Source organism: Microbacterium capsulatum (assembly GCF_030865425.1).
Classification (GTDB): domain Bacteria; phylum Actinomycetota; class Actinomycetes; order Actinomycetales; family Microbacteriaceae; genus Microbacterium; species Microbacterium capsulatum.
Map to the genome: position 1 here is coordinate 17,877 of NZ_JAVFCB010000004.1, position 21,014 is coordinate 38,890.

Here is a 21,014-nt window from a genome sequence, read left to right on the forward strand (position 1 = left end):
GACCCTACTCGGGTGCACGGACACCGGCGCTCGCGTGCGCGGAAAGGCGCTCGCGTGCGCGAATCGACGGCACGGCCTGCGCGTGTCGGCCGGGCCTCCGGCGGGCCGTCGCATACCGTGGAGGGCATGAACGGGCCGGTGCTGAGCGGGGGAGTGATCGTCCTCGTCGCCGCGCTGCTGTGGCTGCTGTACTTCCTGCCGTCCTGGCGTGGTCAGCACCAGTACGACGCGGCCGAGCGCAACGCCCTGCGCTTGAATCGCGCACTGCGGGTGCTCGCCGAGTCGAGCGAGGCGCCGCGGGAGGTGCGGCTCGAGCTGACCGCGCGCACCGCGCACGCCCAGCAGCGTCTCGCCAAGCGGCTGCAGGCCGACCGCAAGCAGGCCGATCTGCAGCGCCTGCGCGAACAGCTGGCCGCGACGCATGCGGATCCGGCCTTCCGGCGCGCCCGTGCGCGTCGGCGCACCCGCCTCGTCGCCACGATCCTGTTCGTTCTCGCGCTCGGCGCGATCGGCGTCGGCGTCTGGCAGCAGCTGACCGCCGGCACGTCGGTTCTGCTCTGGGCCGGCGGCTCCGTGATGGTGCTCGCCGCGCTCACGCTGCAGCGGATGGCCTCGGTCGCCGCGCGCGCCGCCCGCCGTGCCGCGCCGGCATCGGCCGTGGTCGCCGAGCCGGTCGTCGAGGCCGCCGCGGCGCCCGAGCTGCACGACCAGGGCCCGCGCACCTGGTCGCCGCGCACGCTCCCCGAGCCCCTCGTCTCCGTCGCCGGATCCCGTGCCCACGCCGCGCGGGCCACCATCGACGCGCAGACCCTCGCCCGCGCGGCCGCCCGCGCCGCCGAACTGCAGCGCCGTGCCGAGCGGATGGCCCCGCCGGCCCCGGTCGAGCTGCCCGCTCCGGCCGCGGCCGAGGCGTCGCCGTACGCGCGGATGGGCTACGTCGACGACGCCGAGATCGAGGCGCACGTGCGGCGGCTGCTCGCCCAGCGCGCCGCGGGCTGAGCGGATCCGACACGCCCGGCGGGCCGGTCGGCGCCCGCCGATGACCGGACGCCGTGCACCGCCGTGCTAGGCTGATCAGGTTCACGGGCCCATGGCGCAGTTGGTAGCGCGCTTCGTTCGCAATGAAGAGGTCGGGGGTTCGAATCCCCCTGGGTCCACCGAGAACAAGAGGCCCCGAGCAGATGCTCGGGGCCTCTTTCGTCGCCGTCCGCATCTCGGCAGTGCGTGCCTCAGGACAGTGGGGCCGACCTGGTCGGGGATGGCGTTCACCGCGTTGGTCACCGACGTCTACTCGCGGCGCATGGTGGGCTGGCGGACGACGTCCCGCATACCGACGGAGTTGCCGTTGGACGCGCTGGAGATGGCCCTCTGGGTCCGGGACCGGGCAGGCCAGGACGTCACCGGCGTCACCCACAGACGGTTCAACTCGCCCGGCTCGTCTTATATAATTGCATATACAAACGATCGAAGGAGGGGTGATGACCGTCACGTCTATCGACATCGACCCAGACGAACTCAAGCAGGCGAAGAAGCTCGCCGGTACGACCTCCAATCGGGAGACCGTGGACCTTGCGCTGCGGACCCTCATCGCGGTCCGCCGGCAGCCGGCCGCCGTCGAGCGCATCATCGGGCGTCACTTCACGCCCGACCAGATCGACGCTCCGACGATCCCGCCTTCGATTGCCCACGAATGACGACGTACCTCGTCGATAACAGCATCTGGCAGAAGGCCGGCGGGAGCACGGCGATCGCTGACAGACTCCGCGAGCTCTCACCCAACCACCTGATCATCACCTGCCCGCCGCAGGTGCTCGAGTACTGCCACTCCGCGCGGAATCCACGCGAGTATGCCGCACTGCGCGAGGACATGGAACAGCTGCTGCCGGCCTGGGAACATCCCGACGAGCAGGGCGCCCTCGACATCCAGCAGGCTCTCTGGGACAAGGGGCTCACCCGCGCCGCCGCCGCGCTCGATTGCCTGATCGCCGCGTACGCGGTCGCCAACGACGCCGTGATTCTCAACTCCGACCACGACTTCGGCTACATCGAACTCGCCACCGACGGCAGAGTCCGACAGGAGTACGTCGCCGCGTGATCGCGCTGCGGTAGAGACAGCAGACTTCCATGAGGAAGGGCATCCCACGCGGTGACCGCCGAAGGCGAAGAGTTCCCGGTCCCCGGGGCCCGATGACCACGCCGCTCAGCGGAGCGCTGAGGGTCATCGCCGTGCGTGTCGCTTCCATCGTGCAGGCCAGACGAAGTGGGCTATCGAGAGCGTGAACAACGCCCATGCTGCGCCCAACGCCCAGGGATTGGGAAGGTGTGTCGTGTAGGTGCCCAAGTTGTCGACGAGGGTTTCGACAGGTGACGTGGCCACAACAAACCAGCAGGCTGCCGCGCCCACGAGCGCGCCTGCGAGCGTCACCTCGCCGTTGCGCAGCCACCATTTCGTCAACGTAGAAACGATTCGAAGGGGCACGCCGACCGCGAGGGCGACGATCATGGACGCGAGCGCACCTGTCACGGCTGTGATCGCCCATCCGATTGCCGACGTGCCTCCGTCATAGGAACTCTGTGCAGTCTCGGAGATCACCAGAAGCGCGGCGACGAACAAGACGAGCCCGCCCGCGAAGAACTGCGTGAGCAAGAGCGCGACCATCCGACTCCTGTCGCCTGAGGCTGATCCGTCGCCGGCCACCTGCGACGCGGGAACTGTGCTCACGACTCAAGCGTAGGGCGCTCGACGACATCGAGTCGTGCCCCTTCGACGATGCCGGCGACTTCTTCGGCCCGCAGCCGGCGTGCAGGCTTCGTCATGGCAGGCCCGTCGAGTTGCGGTATGAACTGGCCGCGCGAGTTGCCAGTTCGCTCGGGGCCTCTTTCGTCGCCGTCCGCATCTCGGCAGTGCGTTCCGCGCGTGGCTCTGTCAGAGTCGGATCATGAAGTGGTTCCGTTCCGCGGCGCACCGGGAGCTGGTGCTGGACTGGGTGTTCCTGGTCGGCGTGTTCTTCAAGGCGCTCGACGGGCTGTTCGAGCTGGTCGTGGGGATTCCGGCGCTGTTCATCAGCAAGCTGCAGCTCGCGGCGCTGGCGCATGCGCTCACCGCGGGCGAGCTCGCGGAGGATCCGCACGATCTGATCGCGAACCTGATCCTGCACCTGTCGTCGCGGCTGAGCGCGGGTGCGCTGCTGATCGCGGGCATCTACCTCGTGATCCACGGCGCGGTGAAGGTGGCGATCGTGGTGGCCCTCGTGCTCGGATCCCGCCGGATCTACCCGTGGGCGGTCGGCGCGCTCGGCGTGCTCCTGATCATCCAGATCGTCGACCTCGTGCTGAAGTTCTCCGTCGGCGTGCTGCTGCTGACCGTGCTCGACGTCGTGATCATCTGGCTGACGGTGCGCGAGTGGCGGCACGGCAGGACTCTGGACGACGTGATCCGGCTCCGCGCGCCCTGGCTCGTCCGTCGTCGCCGGTCGGGTCCTGCTGCGGGGTGACGAGGCAGGATAGGCCGGCGGGCAGACGGATCCGGCGCGGCGGGCGTACGCTCCCGTCATGGCACACGAGACGCGCCCACCGGCGACCTACGACGACCTGCGGGCCGTGTTCATCAACTGCACCCTGAAGCGCAGTCCGGAGATCAGCAACACCCAGGGGCTGATGGACCGCAGCATCGCCCTGATGCGCGCACAGGGCGTCACGGTGCAGAACTTCCGCTTCGTCGATCACGACGTGGCGACCGGCGTGTATCCGGACATGCGCGAGCACGGCTGGGCGACCGACGCGTGGCCGGACGAGATCTGGCCTTCGATCGACGCGGCGGACATCCTCGTGGTCGGCGGGCCCATCTGGCTCGGCGACAACGCGTCGATCACGCGCAAGCTCATCGAACGGCTGTACTCGATGAGCGGCCTGTTCAACGAGAAGGGTCAGTACATCTACTACGGCAAGGTGGGCGGGGCGCTCATCACCGGCAACGAGGACGGCGTGAAGCACTGCGCCATGTCCATCCTGTACAGCCTGCAGCACATCGGGTTCACCATCCCTCCGGCCGCGGACGCGGGCTGGATCGGGGCGATCGGGCCGGGGCCGAGCTATCTGGATCCGGGATCCGGCGGGCCGGAGAGCGACTTCACCAACCGCAACACGACGTTCATGACCTGGAACCTGCTGCACACCGCCCGGCGGCTCAAGGACGCCGGTGGCATCCCCGCGTACGGGAACCTGCGCCAGGCCTGGAAGGACGGCGAGCGCTGGGGCTACGACGCGAACCCCGAGTACCGATGACGGCGGACCGCGACACGGGCGCGGACCGCAGAAGCGGGAGGGCGTACCGTGGCGGCGTGGAGAACCCCGAACAGCCCGTCGCCGACCCGCTGCCCGACCGCCCGGCCCCCGACAACCCTCAGGGCAAGCTCGTGCTGCTGCGCCACGGCGAGACCGAGTGGTCCCGGTCGGGCCGGCACACCGGCCGCACCGACGTCCCGCTCACCGCGCGCGGGGAGGAGCTGGCACGCCTCGCCGGCTCGCTCGTCACCGGATACGACTTCCGGCTGATCCTGACCTCGCCGCTGCAGCGCGCCCGGCGCACCGCGGAGCTCGCCGGTCTCGACGCCGAGGTCGACCCGCTCCTGGTCGAATGGGACTACGGCGGGTACGAGGGGCGCACGACCAAGGACATCCGCGCCGAGCTCGGTTACAACTGGAGCGCCTTCACGCACGGCGTGATCCGCGGCGAGACCCCGGGCGAGACCGTCGAGGAGGTCGCCGCGCGGGCGTCGCGGGTGCTCACCCGGGTGCTGCCGGCGATGGCGGAGGGCGACGTCGCGCTGATCGCGCACGGGCACTACCTGCGGATCCTCACCGCCGTGTTCCTCCGCGCGGCCCCGCGCTTCGGCGCCGCGATCACCCTGGACGCCGGGTCCGTCTCGGTGCTCGGCTTCGCGCGCGAGCAACCTGCGATCCTCGCCTGGAACCACGGACCCGAGCTGCCGTTGCAGCCCTCGGAGTCCTGACCGCCCGGACGGGGAGCGTCAGTCGACGGGGATGTCCTCGCCGCGGCTCGGGACGTGCTCCGGGTCGGCCCCGGCGATCTCGGAGCCGTGGTGGCCCTCCTGCTCGTAGTCCGGGCGCGGAGGCTGCATCTGCTGATGCGCGCCTTCGCCGCCGAGGCGCCCGCCGTACGGACGGCCGTGGTCGGCGAACTCGTCCCGCACGAACACGAAGCGCCAGCCGCCGGCGGTGAACCGGGCTCCGGTGTGCAGCACCTCGACGGTCCTGCCCTCCTCGGCCGCGGACTTGCGGATGTTCGCGCTGGTCTCGCCGGGGCCGAGCATCTCGAGGTCGTAGTCGTCGTGCCCGTCGTGCCGGATGATCGCGTGCACGGGGGAGATGCCGGGCAGGCGGATGTCGCACTCCTCGGACGATCCGATCCGGGTCACATCCGCCGTGATCTCCTGCAGGACGTGGGTGTCGTCCGCCGTGATGAGCAGACGCGGGCGGCCGGATCCCCACTCCGAGTGCGTCGTGGATGCCGCTCCGGGCAACTGCGGTCGTGTCCTCATGATCGCTCCTCCTCGAGGAACTCCTCACGGGCCCGGCCGACGCGGACTGGCGCGATCCGGATCCGTCCTGCGCTCTCGTACACCGCGATGCTAACCCCGCAGGAGGGGTCGAGGGCCGGATCCCGTGAACTGACGGGACACTCACCGCCAGGGCGTCCTTCAGCCGTTCCGCACCATCACGGGCGCGCTGCGGCGACGAGCACGGCGTGCTCCCGGTTCGTGCAGGATGCCGAGATGTTGGTATACCTCTAGGATCGCAAGCGATTAGGAGTTGTCGGTCGCACGGATGATCCGCGGACACCGACGGGGGCATCGGGGGAACGGCATGCGCGGTCGCGGCATCGTGGTACGGAGGTCGGGCACGACGGGGGAGAGGATGCGCACGAAGGTTCGCGCAGTCCTCGCGGCGATCGTGGCGCCGCTGCTGGCCCTCGGACTCGTCGTCGGCGAGGGTCTGACCGCGCAGGCGGCCGGCAGCGCCCAGCTGCTCGTGAGCGTCGTCGCCGTCGACGCCTCGACAGGCAACCCGATCACCTCGGTGACGTCGTCTCAGTCGCCCCGCAGGATCGCGTTCCGGGTGGACTTCTCCTGCGTGACCAGCGACTGCACGAACGCGACGGTGAAGTTCGATCCGACGCAGCTGGACCCCAACGACAACACGTACCGGCTGCTGTACAAGACCGGGTTCACGCCGCCGCTGTCCGGTGGAACGGTCACCGGTGACGACGCCAATGGCTGGACGGTCACCCTCGGCAACCTGGCCTCCGGCGCGTCGGGGCAGTTCACGCTCGAGTACGGCTGGCCGGCCCTCAACCAGGGGTGGCCCACGTCGTTCCCCTATGCCCTCTTCCCGGACGGGTTCCCTATCGCGCAGACCGTGCACGGAAACGCCGACACCGCGTCCGTGGTCCACGACGCGACGACGGTGCCCGTGACCTGGCACGTCGCGGGCTCCACGCCGACGATCGCCCTGCAGAATCTCGGGATCCCGTCGTCGGGTTTCTTCACGACCGACACCAACATCACCTATCAGATCCGCATGACGACAGGCTGCCGGAGCGACACCAACAACTTCACGTACGACAACATCTGCTCGTCGGCCTGGACGGTGACACATCAGCTCCCGCCCGGGGCGGTGCTGGTGTCGGCCGATGACAACCCGACCGTCACCGGGAGCGTGTCCACGGGTCTGATCCTGACCTGGAACAGCCCGGCGTGGACCGCCGCCAACCCCGGCGCCTTGTGGACGTTCACCGGCTGGGCGGGGAACCCCCGCAACGTGACGATCACGTTCCCCGCGGCGAACATCGCACCGGCGGGGCAGACGTGCGATTTCACGACGTCGTTCAACGGTCCGACCGGTCGGGTGGACGCGACGTACATCAGCATGCCGGGTGTGCCGGGTGCGACCGGAACGGCGCCGTTGCCGGCGTACGGACCGTTCCCGATCAAGTGCACCAGCCCGTTCCCGCGTGCGGAGCTGGACCCCAAGCAGTCGACCTATGACGGGTCCGCGCGTCCGGCCACCGCTGACGCGACCGTCGTCATCCCGGCGAGCGGGGAGAACGACAAGGAGTGGCACGTCACGGTCGCCAACACGGCCAACATCCCCGGCGTTGCGGTGATCACAGACAACACACTCGATCTTCCGGATCTGCCCGTCTACCAGATCGCCGCCCCGGCGGGGTCGACGATCACCTGGACCGCGACAGACGGCACGACGACCCGGTCGGGGACGTCGACAGGCACGGCGAATGCGCCGGCGGGCTTCCGGTTCGTGACGTCCACGGTGACCTCGCCGACGCTGGCGCCGTCGAATCAGATCAGGGAGCAGACCTATCGGACGACGTTCACGGTCGCGTATCGGTACAGGGTGACGCCGGATGCGACCAACCCGACCATGCGCCGCATCAACACCGCATCCGCCGTGATGCAGTGGCCGGGCCACTCGGAGTTCCCCGATACGGTTCTCGGGTCGACCTCTGGCGCGGTGACGCTGATAGCCCCGTTCGGCCGGATCAGCGCGTGGAAGGGCGGCTACATGTCCGCCGACGTGCCCGGCGGGGTCGTCGGCGGGAACAACAACGATCATCCGTCCGGATCGGTCGACCTCACCATCCCCACCTCGCCGACCTCGTTCTGGTGGAACGCGTGGGTCGTCAACTCGGGCAATGCGCCCGCGATCGCGACCATCACGGATACGACCCTGGACGACCCGGAGATTCCGATCACTCAGCTTCAAGCCTTGACGTGGTCCAGCGCCGGTGGCTGCTGCGGGGGCATCCCGTCCGACTTCCAGGTCACGTTGGACGACGGCACCGTGGAGACGAAGTCGAACGTCACCGTCTACAACGCGCCCGCCGGCCGGCGGATCGCCTCGTACACGGCCACGACGGTGACCGCGATCACGGGAGGGTCGACGACACCGGCGGACGGGGGTTGGAACAGCTTCATCGTGAGCATGGTCGGTTCTGTCGGCCCGACCGCGACGCCGAACTCGACCCACTCGAACACGTTCACGGGCTCTCTCGACTATCGGAACCCGAGCGTTCCGAATCTGACAGCCGCGAATACCTTCAGCGTGCATCTCGTGGGTTCGAACCCCGTGATGACGGCGACGCTCGGCCCACCCACCGTCGCGGGGGGAGCCACCCAGGCGACCACCACGACGGATGTGACCTTCACGCTGGGCGGGTCCACGGCGCAGGTGCCGCTGACCAGGGATATCACTCCCGAATATGTGCTGATGGCGCCGGCCGGGTGGAACATCACCCCGGGTTCGGCCTCGTTCCCCGTCGGGTCCGTCCCGCCCGGCGTCACCTTCGGCTATCGCACGGTGACCATCGCCGGCGTCGACCGGCAGGTCGTCGTCGCCACCTGGCCGGCGGGGACGAGTTTCGGCAAGAACACCACGCTGCCGAACATGTCGGTGATCGCACGGCCCAGCACCTCCGTCGCGGCCGGTGCCGTCGGAGTCCCGCGCGGCTTCATCACGAACACGGGGACACTGCAGCCGGCGGACACCTTCACCCATGAATTCACGGACACCCCGGATATCGACGGCAACGCCGCGACGACGCGGTTCAGTGAGGCTCCGGCTGTCACGGGGGTGCCCGTCGCCGCCGTCGCCGCGATGCAGGTTCTGAAGGAGATCTGCCTCCCGGACGCATCGAAGCTGGACGGCTGCCAGTGGTTCGCGGACCCGAACAACCGGGTGGGGGTGCCGCCCAACTCGACGAGCATCCGTTACCGGTTGACGGTCACGAACACCGGCAACACCGATCTCAGCGATGCCGTCGGGTACGACATCCTCCCGTACCCGGGTGACACCGGGACGAGCGACGCCACGTCCGGCACTCCCCGAGGGAGCACCCTCACCGAGAACGTCGATTCGGTGTCGAACCTCCTCGGCTCACCGAGCGTGAGCTACTCCGCCTCGACACAGCCGTGTCGCCCTGAGGTGAACCCGAACGTGGCGAACTGCGCGAACGATTGGCAGGGCAGCGCCCTCGGCGCGCAGGCGATCCGGATCAGCCGTGCGGGCACGCTCGCGCCCGGCCAGTACATCTCGATGCAGTACAGCACCGCGGTGCTGAACAGCCCCGGCAACGGCGCGGTCGGCTGCAACTCGCTGGCCGTGCGGGTCACCGGCCTGTCGAACGTGTCCGAGCCGGCGCCGGTGTGCGCGTCGATCGAGGAGACGGATCTCGCCATCACCGCGGGGACCCCACTGCTGCAGATCGGGCGCCCCGGGATCCTCCCCTGGACCGTCGTCAACAACGGCGGTGCCGCATCCACCCAGGGGAACGTCACAGTGACGATCCCGGCGGGGCTGTCGGCCACCTCGCTGCAGTTCTCCGGATGGCGGTGCACCGGGGCGGACGCGAACGGCAACCCGCAGTACGGCACGGCTGTAGGCCCTTCCACGCTCACCTGCACCCCCGACAGCCCGCTGTTGAAGGGCGTCCCGCAGCAGCTCGACGTGCCGGTCGTTTCGACGGTGTCGACGTTCACCTCGGCAGCGCATGTCTCCGGTCGTCTCTATGACGGGAACCTCGCCAACAACGACGCGACGATGTCGGCCACTGCCGCGCCTCCGGCGGGCGACATCGGGGTCGCCAAGGACGACGGCGTGACCACGGCGAAGCCGGGGGACACGCTCACGTACAGGATCCCGGTGCACAACCCCCTCCTCTACGAGACGCTCACCGGCGCGAGGCTCACGGACGTCATCCCCGGCGGGCTGCAGTTCGTCAGCGCGTCCGACGGCGGCACCTACGACGCCAGCACCCGCACCCTGTCGTGGGCGCTGCCGGACATGCCCGGCGACGGATCCGCGACCCGCACCGTCACGGTGACGGTGCTCTCCACCGTCGCCTCCGCGACGCTGAAGAACACCGCGATGGTCACCGCACCCGACCCCGCGAACCCGAGCGCGACGTTCACCGGGACCGCGACGGACACCGACACGGTGAGGACGAACCCGGCGATCACGCTCACGAAGAGCACCGCCCAGCCGACGTATTCGAAGGTCGGCGACACGGTCAGCTACACGTTCTCGTCGACCAACACGGGTGACGTGACGCTGCAGAATGTGGCGATCGCCGATCCGCTGCCCGGGCTGTCCGCCTTGACCTACGGCACCTGGCCGTCCGGGACTGCGGGCATGCTCGCGCCGGGACAGACCGTCACGGCGACCGCGACGTACACGATCGCCCAGGCCGACATGGATGCCACGAAGGTGACGAACACCGCCACGGTCGGGGGGAAGACCCCGTCCGGCGCCGACGTCACCGCCAGGGACACGCACACGGTGAGCGGTACGGCCGCCCCGTCGATCCTCCTCGACAAGCGGACGACCTCCACGGTCAGCCGGGCCGGCGACGTGGTGGCGTACAGCTTCACCGTCACCAATACGAGCCTGCTCACCCTGCAGAACGTCTCGATCACCGACCCGTTGTCGGGCCTGTCGCCGATCACGTTCGGCGCCTGGCCGGGGACGGCGGGCACGCTGGCACCGGGGCAGTCGGTGACGGCGACCGCCACCTACAAGGCCACACAGGCGGACGTGAACCGGGGCAGCATCGACAACACCGCCACCGTGACGGGAACGACCGTCGGCGGTGCGACCCTGACCGACGAGCACGCCGCCGTCGTGACGATCACGCCCGCGCCCGCGATCGGGATGACGAAGGGCTCGGTCGAGGCCGCGTTCGCGAAGGCCGGGGACCAGGTCCACTACACGTTCGCCGCGCAGAACACCGGCAACGTGACCCTGACGGGCGTCGTGATCACGGATCCGCGGCCGGGGCTCGGTCTGATCACCTACTCGTGGCCGGGCGCCGCGGGTACGCTGGCGCCCGGTGAGACGGTGACGGCGGCGGCGACGTACACGATCACGCAGGCCGACGTGGACGCGACGTCCGTGACCAACAACGCCTCTGTGACGGGCACGCCCCCGGCCGGATCGGACGTGACGGCCACCGCGACGCGGACGATCAACGGAACCGCGACGCAGTCGATCCTGCTCGACAAGCAGACGGCCTCGATCGTCAGCAGGGCGGGCGACGTCGTGACCTACGACTTCACCGTCACGAACACGAGCCCGCTGACGCTGAACGACGTGACGATCACGGATCCGCTGCCGGGCCTGTCGACGATCACCTACCGCGCGTGGCCGGGATCGACCGGTGTGCTCAAGCCGGGGGAGAAGGTCACGGCCACCGCGACGTACACCGCGACCCAGGCGGACGTGGACGCGCACCGCATCGACAACACTGCGACCGTCACCGGCGCCACCAACCGAGGAGCCACCGCGACCGACCAGCACACGGCGACCGTGACCATCAGTGAAGCCCCGGCGATCTCGCTGACGAAGGACTCGCTCGAGACGTCGTTCACGAAGGCCGGCGACACCGTCCATTACACGTTCGCCGCCTCGAACACGGGCAACGTCACGCTGACGGGTGTCGCGATCTCCGACCCGCTCCCGGGCCTGTCCGGGATCACGTACGCGTGGCCCGGTGCCGCGGGCGTGCTCGCGCCGGGGCAGAAGGTGACGGCTTCCGCGACGTACACGGTGTCCCAGGCCGATGTGGACGCCACGAAGGGGACGAACACGGCGACCGCGACCGGCACCTCGCCGGCGGGCGCGAACGTGAAGGCGACCGCGACCCGCACCATCGACGGGACCGCGACCCCGACGATCGCACTCGACAAGCAGTCGGCATCCGTCGTGCGCGATGCGGGTGACCCGGTCACGTACACGTTCACGGTGACGAACACGAGCGCCCTCACGCTGCGGAACGTGACCATCACGGACCCGATGCCCCGCCTGTCCTCGCTCACGTTCGGAGCGTGGCCGGGAGCAGCCGGTGTGCTCGCGCCGGGCCAGTCGGTGATCGCGACTGCCACATACACGGCCTCGCAGGCCGATGTGGATGCCGGCAGGATCGACAACACGGCGACCGCGAAGGGCACCACCCTGGGCGGTGCGACCGCGACCGACCGGCACTCGGCGGAGATCCTGATCAACCGGACCCCGGCGATCACCCTCCACAAGACCGGCGCCTACGACCCGGGCACGCGCGGCGACGCGGGCGACCAGCTCCGGTACGGGTTCACGGTCACGAACGCGGGAAACACCACGCTCACGAACGTGACGATCACCGACCCGCTCGCGGGCCTGACCAGGATCACGTACACGTGGCCGGGCGCCCCCGGAGTGCTGCTTCCCGGACAGGCCGCGACCGCGACCGCGTCGCGCACGGTGACGCAGGCGGACGTCGATGGGCTTCGGGGCGTCACGAACACCGCCACGGTGACCTCGGACGCACCCGACGGCACGCACCCGACCGCGCAGGACACGGTGCACATGCCGACCCCGGCGAACAGTGGCGTGCAGCTGGTGAAGACGGGCACGCTCGACGACACCGGCCACGCGCCCCGCGCCGGCGACACGGTCACGTACCGCCTCGCCGCGACGAACCTCGGCGCGGTGACGCTCCACGACGACACGATCACCGACCCGATGCCGGGCCTGTCGCCGCTCACCTTCACGTGGCCGGGAACGCCGGGGGAGCTCGCCCCGGGGCAGACGGTGACGGCGACCGGGAGGTACACCCTCACCCAAGCCGACGTCGACGCGAGCAAGGTCCTCAACACCGCCACGACCACGGGCATCGACCCGGCGCAGAACACCGTCACGGCACAGGCCACGTTCACGCTCGTGCTGCCCGCGGACGCGAAGCTGACGCTCACGAAGACCGGCGCGATCGCGGACGGGTACTGGAAGGCGGGGATGCGCGTGGACTACGGCTTCACCGCCGAGAACACGGGCAACGTGACGCTGACGGACGTCGTCATCGCCGACCCGCTGCCCGGACTGTCGACGATCGTCTACACCTGGCCGGGACAGCCCGGCGTGCTCGCACCCGGAGAGAAGGTGACCGCGAAGGCCGCCTACCTGCTCACCGCGGACGACGTCGCGAAGCGGACGGTGACGAACACCGCCACCGCGAGCAGCGACCGGGCGCCGGACGCCACGGACAGCGTCACCCTCACGGGGCCCACCCCGCCGCTGGTCATCCCGGACCCGCCGACGGTCGGCGACCTGCTGTCGTACCTCGGTGACCCGAGCCTCGCCCGCACCGGTGGGACGATCCCGATGCTGCCGATCGCCGGCGGGATCCTCCTCCTCGGCGCAGGCCTCGTTCTCGCCCTGGTGGCACGTCGCGGCAAGAACGACGGCTCCGCGAGCTGATCGCGACCGGCAGGCCGAACAGGCCGGCCGCCTCTCGACCAGCACGAGGGCGGCCGGCCTCGCTGCACATGCGGACGCGCGCCCGGGCACTTCCGATCGATGCGCCCGGGCGTGACGGCGCTCAGTCCTCGAGCAGCGCCTCGAGCTCGGCCATCACGTCGGCGCGGTACCGGTCCACGTCGAGCGTCGCCGGCGGCACGTCGCCGTCCAGGAACGCCGTCATGCCGGCCGCGAGGGCATCGTCCTCCTGATCCACGATCCGGATGGATCCCTCCGGGAGCGCGCCGAAGACGGATCCGAACGAGGTCGACACGATCGGCAGCCCGCAGATCGCGGCCTCGAGGAGCACCATCGGCTGGCCCTCGTACAGGCTGGAGAGCACGAAGCAGTCCGACGCCGCGAGCAGCGCGTGCGGGTTGCCCAGGGCGCCGGTGAGGAAGGCGACGTCCTGGGCGCCGGCGTCGGCGATCTGCTGCTCGAGCTGCTCGTGCAGCGGACCGCCGCCGATGATGAGCAGCCGGGCCTCGGGGTGCGCCGCGCGCACGGTGAGGAAGGAGCGGATCAGCCGCGCGTGGTTCTTCTCCGGGGAGAGGCGGCCGACCGTGACGAACCAGCGCAGGTCGCCCTCGTCGGCCTGCATCGCGTCGAACCACGCCGGGACCGGCTCGTCCGGCTCCAGGAGCTCGCCGAGCGGGCGGAGCATCCCCCGGGACACGTGCTCGACGTCCGGGAAGTTGCGGACCGTGCGGAAGCTGTCGGCCGGGGCGTACTCGGCGAGCTCCACCCGGTTCAGCTCGGTGAGCTGGTGCGACACCGACACGAGCTGGTCGTACTCGGCGTACAGCGAGAACACGGCGCCGAGGCTGCGCCTCATCCGCGCCCGGCCGTCGATCATCCGCTCGCGGTCGGCCACCATCTCGTTGTGCAGCCAGATCGCATGCTTCGTCGGTGAGCCGCCGCCCGCGCCGGAGTGCAGGAGCAGGCTCGTGAACAGCGGGCCGTAGCCGCTGAAGTCGGCCACCCAGTCGTAGTGGGAGTGCCCGAGCACGCGCATCCATTCGGCGTTCCACATCCGCTCGTGCCACGCCTCCTCGCCGGGGCGACGGGGGGAGCTGCGCCAGTCGTCGATGCGACGGCGCAGGTGCACGGCCTTGGATCCGTTCATCCCGCCGATCCGGAACACCTGCCGCACCTCCGCGGGGATCCGCGCCTGGGTCATCGGGTCGACGGCCAGCTTGCGTTTGGGCAGCAGGGCGGTGACGTCGTACTTCTCGTGGTCCAGCGCGCCGAGCAGGTTCAGGGCCGACGTGGTGATGCCGTTCGGCTTCATGCCGCCGAGGTAGACGAGCAGGCGCTTGCGGCCGTCGTTCGCCGAGGGGCGGGCGCGGTAGCCGTCCCGCGCCCCGCCGAACACGATGTCGACGACGCGGGCGGTGGCGCCGCCGTCCTCGAAGGGGGTGAACCGCTCGGCCCAGGATGCGTACTGCGGATGCGGATCCGCCCCCGCGGCGAGGAGGTCGCGGAGGGCGCGGCCGGCCTCGGCGGGGTCGGCGTGGACCGGGCCGGGCAGCGTGTCCAGCGGCATGTAGGTGCCGCGGCCGGACGAGTACAGCTCCGCATCGGGCGTGAAGAACGCGATCGGACGGCCTGTCGCGAGGTAGTCGAAGAAGATCGAGGAGTAGTCGGTGACGAGCCCGTCCGCGATGCCGAGGAGCACGTTCGTCGGGATCGTGTTCGGCGCCAGGGAACGGGCCAGCTCCGGCCGGTTCGCCGCATGCGCGTGCACGATCTGGTGCGTCTTCAGCACGACGACGCGCTCCGCGCCGACGCCCGCCTGCAGCGCGGCGAGGTGGGCCGCGAGCTCGTCGACGTTGTCCTCGGGGTCGTCGAACGAGGATCCGCGCCAGGTCGGCGCGAACAGCACGATCGGCTTGCCGTCGAGTGCGACCCCGCTCGCCTCGAGCTCGGCGCGCACGGCGGCCTCGGCCGCGGCGTCGAGGCGCTGCCGGTCGATGCGCGGGTAGCCCTCCTCGATGATCGTGCCGGGGTAGACGTTGGTCAGCCGGTAGGCGCTCTCGTACATGGTCTCGGCCATGAACGGGTTCGCCGCCAGCAGGTAGTCCGACATCAGGAAGTTGCGCAGTGTGTTGGCGGACTGCACCGCGCCGTCGGGCATGTCGAAGCCCATGAGCTTGAGCGGGGTCCCGTGCCAGGTGTTCAGGTACACCTGTCCCTCGCGCTTGCCGAACCAGCTCGGGAACGTGGCGTTGTTGACGAGCCAGCCGCTCACGGCCAGCGCCTGCCTGTACGAGGCGGATCCGCGGCGCACGAACGACACCCGCGGGTGCCCCTGGAACTCGGCCCGGAACCGGGCGACGGCGGCGTCGTCGGCGATCACCCAGATGTGGCGCAGGTGCGCGTAGGCGGGGTCGTCGATCAGGTGCCGGAAGATCGCCTCGGGGTTGCACAGGACGCCGTTGCCGGCGAAGGACTCGTACAGCACCTGATCGGAGCGGACCGGGCGGGAACGCCAGAAGGCGATGCGTTCGGCGTCGACGGCGCGCTTCAGACGATGAGCCGCCGTGCGTGCGCGCCGGACGGGGAAGGAGAGGACCACCGATCAAGGATAGGTGCCCCTGCCCGGACGAAACCTCTGAGCCGCCTTTGCGGCGGCTAAGCCCGTGCGGTGCTGGGAACGAGCGCCAAGGCGTGCGCATTAGGCTCGATGCCCGTGACCTCCTCCGCCGGCCGCGTCGCCTCTTCGTCCCGGACCGCCGCGGTCCGCGACGCTGTCGCGGACCCGCGCCGTCTGGGTGTCTGGGCCGTCGTCGTGGGCGTTCTCGCGGTCGCGACCAGCGCCGCCGGATCCTGGATCCCCTCGCTGTGGGGCGACGAGGCGGCCAGCCTGATGTCGGCGACACGGCCGCTCTCCACGCTCTGGCCCATGCTCGGCTACGTCGACGCCGTGCACGGGCTCTACTATCTCGGGCTGCACGCCTGGGTCGACGTCTTCGGGCCGAGCACGTTCTCGATCCGGTTCCCGTCCGCTCTCGCGATCGGGGTCTGTGCGAGCGCCGTGGTCTGGCTCTGCGGCCGGTTCGGCTCGCTGCGGTTCGCCGTGCTCGCCGGCGTGTTCGCGGCGCTCCTGCCCCGGCTGACGTATGCCGGGGAGGAGGCGCGCTCGTACGCGTTCGCCGCCGCGTTCGCCGCCGTCGCCTGCGCGATCCTCGTCGAGATCGCCCGCCGGGAGGGGCGGGCGCGCGGATGGTGGATCGCCTACGCCGCCGTCCTGACCGCGGGGATCTGGACGTTCCTGTACTTCGCGCTTCTCGTGTGCGCCCTCGCGGTGACCGTGTTCTGCTCCGCCCCGCTGCGACAGCGATGGCGGGCCTGGGCGGTGAGCACCGCGGCCGGGCTGGCCCTGGCGTCGCCGCTCGCCTGGTTCGGCTTCCTGCAGCGCCGCCAGATCGCGTTCATCGGGGAGCGCGATCCGCTGACCGCCCAGGGCGCGCTGGTCGAGATGTGGTTCCAGGAGTGGTGGTTCGCCGTCGTCGCCTGGGCGCTGGTCGTCGTCGCCGCGGTGGCCTTCGGGATCGAGATCGTGCGGGCCCGGCGCTCCGGGGAGACGTTCGGCCTGCGGCTGGACACGCTCGCGTTCAGCTGGACGATCGTCCCGATGGGCCTGCTCATCGCGGCGAGTCCGTTCGCCCCCGGCTACACGGCGCGATACGGCACGTACTCGGCTCCGGCGGTGGCGATCGTGCTCGCGCTCGCCGTGCGCCGGCTGGCGCGGCTCGGGCGGCCGCGATGGCTCGCCGCGGTCGCGGTGGTCGCGGTGGTCGCGGCCGCCGTGCCGGTGGTGATCCTGCAGCGCGGGCCGTATGCGAAGAACGAGTCGGACTGGAACGACATCCAGGCGCGGATCCAGGAGAACGCCCGCCCCGGCGACGGGATCGTGTTCGACGACGGCGCCCGGCCCTCGCAGCGCACCCGGCTCGCCAAGGAGACGAACCCTGCGGCGTTCCGCGACACCCGCGACCTGCTGCTGCGGACGCACTACACGACGTCGTACACCTGGTACGACCAGACCTACGGGATCCCGCACGCCGCCGAGCTCGGCCGTTTCGACGGCGTCTCGCGGGTGTGGGTCGTCGAGCTGAGGTTCGAGGGCGTCGAGGACACCTGGGGTCTGGACGACCTGGCCGCGCTCGGATTCCACGAGACCCGCCGGATCGACGGCGCCGGCAGCGTGATCCTGCTCTACGAGCGCTGAGCGGATCCGCGTCTTCCGGTCGTTGAGCGAGCACGAGCGTCAGCGAGGAGCGAGACGAAACGCCTGCGCCTGACGAACCGACCCCGGTCCGCGCTGAAGGATCACCGCGTTTCGTCTCGGTCGTCGCTCCGCTCCGTCCTCGCTCAACGACCGGACGGGAAGTGGGACGCAGGGTCAGGCCTGGTGCACGACCTCGCCGGCGATCACCGTGCGCGTCACCCGTGCGTCGAGGAAGGCCTCGGGTCCATCGCGGAACGGATCCGTGTCGAGGACCGCGAAGTCGGCCGAGGCGCCGGGGCGGAGCACGCCGAGCTCGCCGTCCCAGCGGGCGGCGTAGGCGGCGTCGCGGGTCGCCCGGCGCACGGCGTCGGCGATCGCCATGGCGTTGCCGGGGACGTTCGCCGGCAGCTCCGGGTCGAACGCGGAGCGGCGGGTCGCGGCGATGTACAGATTCGGCAGCGGGTCGTATGGCGCCGTCGGGGCATCCGTGCCGAGCGCGAGCGTGGCCCCGGCCTCGGCGAACTCGCCCCACGGGTAGGCGCGCTCGATCCGGTCGTCGCCGAGGACGGCGCGCCAGTTGTCCTGGATCGCGGGGTCGCAGTGCACGGGCTGCACCGAGGCCACCACGCCGAGCCGGGCGAGCCGGATCGGCGTCGCAGCGTCGACGGTCTCCAGGTGTTCGATGCGGTGCCGGCGGTCGGCGCGCGGACCGTTCTCGGCGACCGCGGCGTCGAGCGCGTCGAGCGCGAGGGCCGACGCCGCGTCGCCGATCGCGTGCATCGCGACCTGGAGCCCTGCGGCGTCGGCGGCGGTCACCACGGCCGAGAGCGAGGGGAGGTCCCACAGCGCCTCGGGCTGGGATCCGTCGGCGAACGGCGCGCGCATCGCGGCCGTGCAGCTGTCGATCACGCCGTCCACGAAGATCTTGATCCCGGCGATGCGGAGCCAGGGCCCGTCGTGGGTGCGGGCGAGCTCGATCGCCCGCTCGACCGCGGCGAGGTCGCCGGCGGCCGTGCCCGTGCGGTACACCGCCCAGTGCGCCGCGACGCGGAGCGGGAGTGTGCCCCCGCGGCGCTGCTGCACGGCGACGAGTGCGCGCAGATCGTGCTCGGTCATCGCCATGTCGACCGCGGCGGAGACGCCCACGGCGACGTAGCTGGCGAACGCGGCTTCGAGCTGCGCCTCCCGCTCCGCGTCGGAGGTGAGCGCGTCCACGCGCTCCCGCACCAGCGTGAACACCGCGTTCTCGAGCAGCATGCCCGTGGCGGCGCCGGTCGCGTCCCGCTCGATCGTGCCGCCGAGCGGATCCGGCGTCGTGTCGTCGATGCCCAGCTCGGCGAGGGCGGCGCTGTTCACCCACGCCGAGTGGTGGTCGTTCGCGTTGAGGTACACCGGGCGGTCGGCGACGACCGCGTCGATCATGTCGCGGTGCGGGGCCCGGCCGTCGAGCGCGGAGAACAGCCAGCTGCGCCCGATGATGCGCGGAGCGGCCGGATCCGCCGCAGCGGCCGCGGCCAGCCGCGCCTGCACCTCGGCGAGATCCGCCGCGTCCTGCAGGTCGACGTGCGCGAGCGACTCGCCGAGGCTGACGAGGTGCGTGTGCGCATCGACGACCCCGGGGATCACCAGGGCCCCGCCGAGGTCGACCACCTCGGCGACCTCGTGGCGGTCGGCCGTCGCGGTGTCGCCGACGTAGCGGATCCGGCCGTCCTCGACGATGAGCGAGGAGGCCCATGCCTCCGTGTCGGAGGTGAAGATCGCTCCGCCGCGGTAGTGGATCGTGCGCATGGTTCCCTTTCCGGAGGTGAGGACGGCGTCGGTCACAGCGAGGCCCGCGAGCGGGCCGAGGAGCGCACCATCACGAGGTAGATGACGAACGGCACCACGATGCCGACCGGCACGGAGAGGTCGATCCCGCCCATCGCCGCGGCGATCGGGCCGGTGAACACCAGGGTCGCGCTGCAGAGCAGGGAGAGGAGGATGCCGACCAGCACGGCGACCGCGCCCGCGGCGTGCACGCCGCCCGAGAACCAGAACCGGCTGCCGCGCGCCTCGTCGCTCAGCGCGACGCCGTCGTAGCGGTTGCGCCGCCACAGCATGTCGGCAAGGTACACGCCCATCACCGGTCCGAGCACCGTCACCGACAGCTGCAGCGCGTTCGAGACGCTGTCCAGGAAGTTCCACACCAGCAGGGCGACGAGAGTCATGATCACGCCGACCGTGCCGTCGAGCAGGACGGTGCGCGAGCGCGGGAGCCGGATGCCCACGGCCTGCAGCGCGAGGCCGGAGCTGTACGCGGTCATGGCGTTGTTCGCGATCGTGCCGATGATCACCGAGATCAGGAAGATCGGTGCGAACCACGCCGGCAGGAACTTCTCCAGCCCGGCCTCGGGGGAGCTCATGTCGACCGCGCTCGCGGCGAGAACGCCGACGAACGTCGCGAGCACTCCGGGCACCACCATGCCGAGGGTGGTCCACAGGGCGACGTCGCGCACGCGCGTGGCGGCCGGCAGGTAGCGGGCGAAGTCGGCGCTGTTCGTGTAGGAGAGCGGGGCGGAGGCGACCAGCGCGACGCCGGCGGCCATCATCGCGACGAGCTCGACGCCGCCGAGGGGCTTGGCCGGGGCGAAGCCCCAGTGGGCGCCGCCGACCACGAAGACCGCCATCACCGCGAAGATCACCGCGAGCACGATCGCGAGCGGCTGGTAGAGACGCATGATGAGACCGTGGCCGTAGACGCTGATCGCCATGGTGACGGCGGCGATCACGATCGCGCTGACGGCGATGGTCCATCCGGAGGACGGGATCCCCACGCGGCCGAGCAGGCCGACCATGACGGTGGTGGCCGCCGCCCAGTTGATCGCGAGATAGCACACGCTGATCAGCCAGCCGGCGATCGCGACGTTGATCCGGTTCCCGCGGACGCCGTACATGGCACGCGTGATGACCTCGCTCGGGGTGCCGGCCGCGGGGCCGGACGCCGCGACGATGCCGGTGATGATCGAGAACACGTTGCCGAGGACGATCGCCGCGAGCGCCTGCCACAGGTTCAGGCCCATCACGATGAGGGTCGCGCCGATCACCACCGCGAGGAAGTTGACGTTCGGGGCCGCCCACACCGCGAAGAGGTCGCGGGCACGGCCGTGCCGCTCGCTCGACGGGATGTAGTCGATGCCGTGCGTCTCGACGCGCATGGTCGCCTCGCCCGGCTCCGGGTGCGTGAGGGCCGGGGCTTCGGTCGGGGGCGTGGTCTCCGCGGGTGCGGGGGCGGCGGTCGCGGGGGCGGGTTCCGTGATCTCCGGGGGTGTCACCTGTGACATGGGATCCTCCAGGGGGTGCAAGAGTTCGGGTTGCGCGACGTCCTTGTTCGCGCTCGATGTGCCACGCTAGATACCCAAAACGATTTGGGCAAGCGGAT

The 21,014-nt window shown here is 70.6% G+C and carries 13 protein-coding genes and 1 tRNA gene; 9 read left to right on the top strand and 5 right to left on the bottom strand.

The genetic code is table 11. The annotated features are described in order from the left end of the window. Positions 1–126: 126 nt before the first annotated feature. The 4 genes from RBR11_RS07770 to RBR11_RS07785 all read left to right on the top strand — a co-directional run bounded on the left by RBR11_RS07770 (position 127) and on the right by RBR11_RS07785 (position 2,095). The gene (locus tag RBR11_RS07770) at positions 127–999 is read left to right on the top strand and encodes a hypothetical protein (RefSeq protein ID WP_308488759.1); all 873 of its coding nucleotides are present in this window, start codon (positions 127–129) and stop codon (positions 997–999) included. An 85-nt stretch (positions 1,000–1,084) separates the two neighbouring features. After that, positions 1,085–1,157 (top strand) — tRNA-Ala (locus tag RBR11_RS07775). Positions 1,158–1,478: 321 nt separating this feature from the next. Continuing rightward, positions 1,479–1,694 carry a type II toxin-antitoxin system VapB family antitoxin gene (locus RBR11_RS07780; RefSeq protein ID WP_308488760.1) on the top strand — a complete coding sequence of 72 codons (216 nt, stop codon included), beginning with the start codon at positions 1,479–1,481 and terminating at the stop codon, positions 1,692–1,694. Beyond that, positions 1,691–2,095 carry a PIN domain-containing protein gene (locus tag RBR11_RS07785; protein WP_308488761.1) on the top strand — a complete coding sequence of 135 codons (405 nt, stop codon included), beginning with the start codon at positions 1,691–1,693 and terminating at the stop codon, positions 2,093–2,095. Before RBR11_RS07780 ends, RBR11_RS07785 begins: the two co-directional genes overlap by 4 nt. A 123-nt stretch (positions 2,096–2,218) precedes the next feature. Here RBR11_RS07785 and RBR11_RS07790 read toward each other — a convergent pair whose 3' ends face one another. Further along, on the bottom strand, positions 2,219–2,722 hold the full coding sequence (locus RBR11_RS07790) for a hypothetical protein (RefSeq protein WP_308488762.1): 504 nt from the start codon (positions 2,720–2,722) through the stop codon (positions 2,219–2,221). A 217-nt stretch (positions 2,723–2,939) separates the two neighbouring features. Here RBR11_RS07790 and RBR11_RS07795 point away from each other — a divergent pair, with 217 nt between their 5' ends. From RBR11_RS07795 to RBR11_RS07805, 3 genes are read left to right on the top strand one after another with little or no spacing between them, the layout of a single operon-like run. Beyond that, positions 2,940–3,494 carry a DUF2127 domain-containing protein gene (locus RBR11_RS07795; RefSeq protein WP_308488763.1) on the top strand — a complete coding sequence of 185 codons (555 nt, stop codon included), beginning with the start codon at positions 2,940–2,942 and terminating at the stop codon, positions 3,492–3,494. A gap of 58 nt (positions 3,495–3,552) precedes the next feature. Beyond that, positions 3,553–4,284 (top strand): flavodoxin family protein, encoded by a 732-nt coding sequence (locus RBR11_RS07800; protein ID WP_308488764.1) that lies wholly within the window; start codon positions 3,553–3,555, stop codon positions 4,282–4,284. A gap of 56 nt (positions 4,285–4,340) precedes the next feature. Beyond that, positions 4,341–5,012 carry a histidine phosphatase family protein gene (locus RBR11_RS07805; protein ID WP_308488765.1) on the top strand — a complete coding sequence of 224 codons (672 nt, stop codon included), beginning with the start codon at positions 4,341–4,343 and terminating at the stop codon, positions 5,010–5,012. 18 nt (positions 5,013–5,030) lie between these two features. Here the strand turns inward: RBR11_RS07805 and RBR11_RS07810 are convergent, their stop codons facing one another. Continuing rightward, entirely contained in the window at positions 5,031–5,561 is a 531-nt protein-coding gene (locus RBR11_RS07810; RefSeq protein WP_308488766.1) for an FHA domain-containing protein, read from the bottom strand. Positions 5,562–5,937: 376 nt separating this feature from the next. On the opposite strand from RBR11_RS07810, the gene RBR11_RS07815 reads away from it, so the two are divergent. Further along, a complete protein-coding gene (locus tag RBR11_RS07815; RefSeq protein ID WP_308488767.1) occupies positions 5,938–13,323 on the top strand; it encodes a beta strand repeat-containing protein in 7,386 nt (2,461 codons plus the stop codon). 121 nt (positions 13,324–13,444) lie between these two features. On the opposite strand, the gene RBR11_RS07820 is transcribed toward RBR11_RS07815, so the two are convergent. Further along, positions 13,445–15,940 (bottom strand): CDP-glycerol glycerophosphotransferase family protein, encoded by a 2,496-nt coding sequence (locus RBR11_RS07820; protein WP_308488768.1) that lies wholly within the window; start codon positions 15,938–15,940, stop codon positions 13,445–13,447. 114 nt (positions 15,941–16,054) lie between these two features. On the opposite strand from RBR11_RS07820, the gene RBR11_RS07825 reads away from it, so the two are divergent. Then, the gene (locus RBR11_RS07825) at positions 16,055–17,596 is read left to right on the top strand and encodes a glycosyltransferase family 39 protein (protein ID WP_308488769.1); all 1,542 of its coding nucleotides are present in this window, start codon (positions 16,055–16,057) and stop codon (positions 17,594–17,596) included. Positions 17,597–17,770: 174 nt separating this feature from the next. Here RBR11_RS07825 and RBR11_RS07830 read toward each other — a convergent pair whose 3' ends face one another. Both RBR11_RS07830 and RBR11_RS07835 read right to left on the bottom strand, forming a co-directional pair. Continuing rightward, entirely contained in the window at positions 17,771–19,420 is a 1,650-nt protein-coding gene (locus tag RBR11_RS07830; RefSeq protein WP_308488770.1) for an amidohydrolase, read from the bottom strand. Next, complete coding sequence (locus tag RBR11_RS07835; RefSeq protein ID WP_308488771.1) at positions 19,417–20,916, bottom strand: purine-cytosine permease family protein; 1,500 nt, start codon at positions 20,914–20,916, stop codon at positions 19,417–19,419. The genes RBR11_RS07830 and RBR11_RS07835 overlap by 4 nt, the downstream gene beginning before the upstream one ends. Between the last annotated feature and the right edge of the window lie 98 nt (positions 20,917–21,014).

What these genes read in the sequence shown, in the direction of transcription:
- RBR11_RS07800 (WP_308488764.1), top strand. Translation starts at nt 3,553, where the DNA reads ATGGCACACGAGACGCGCCCACCGGCGACCTACGACGACCTGCGGGCC.
- RBR11_RS07785 (WP_308488761.1), top strand. Translation starts at nt 1,691, where the DNA reads ATGACGACGTACCTCGTCGATAACAGCATCTGGCAGAAGGCCGGCGGG.
- RBR11_RS07815 (WP_308488767.1), top strand. Translation starts at nt 5,938, where the DNA reads ATGCGCACGAAGGTTCGCGCAGTCCTCGCGGCGATCGTGGCGCCGCTG.
- RBR11_RS07835 (WP_308488771.1), bottom strand. Translation starts at nt 20,916, where the DNA reads ATGTCACAGGTGACACCCCCGGAGATCACGGAACCCGCCCCCGCGACC.
- RBR11_RS07780 (WP_308488760.1), top strand. Translation starts at nt 1,479, where the DNA reads ATGACCGTCACGTCTATCGACATCGACCCAGACGAACTCAAGCAGGCG.
- RBR11_RS07795 (WP_308488763.1), top strand. Translation starts at nt 2,940, where the DNA reads ATGAAGTGGTTCCGTTCCGCGGCGCACCGGGAGCTGGTGCTGGACTGG.
- RBR11_RS07810 (WP_308488766.1), bottom strand. Translation starts at nt 5,561, where the DNA reads ATGAGGACACGACCGCAGTTGCCCGGAGCGGCATCCACGACGCACTCG.
- RBR11_RS07770 (WP_308488759.1), top strand. Translation starts at nt 127, where the DNA reads ATGAACGGGCCGGTGCTGAGCGGGGGAGTGATCGTCCTCGTCGCCGCG.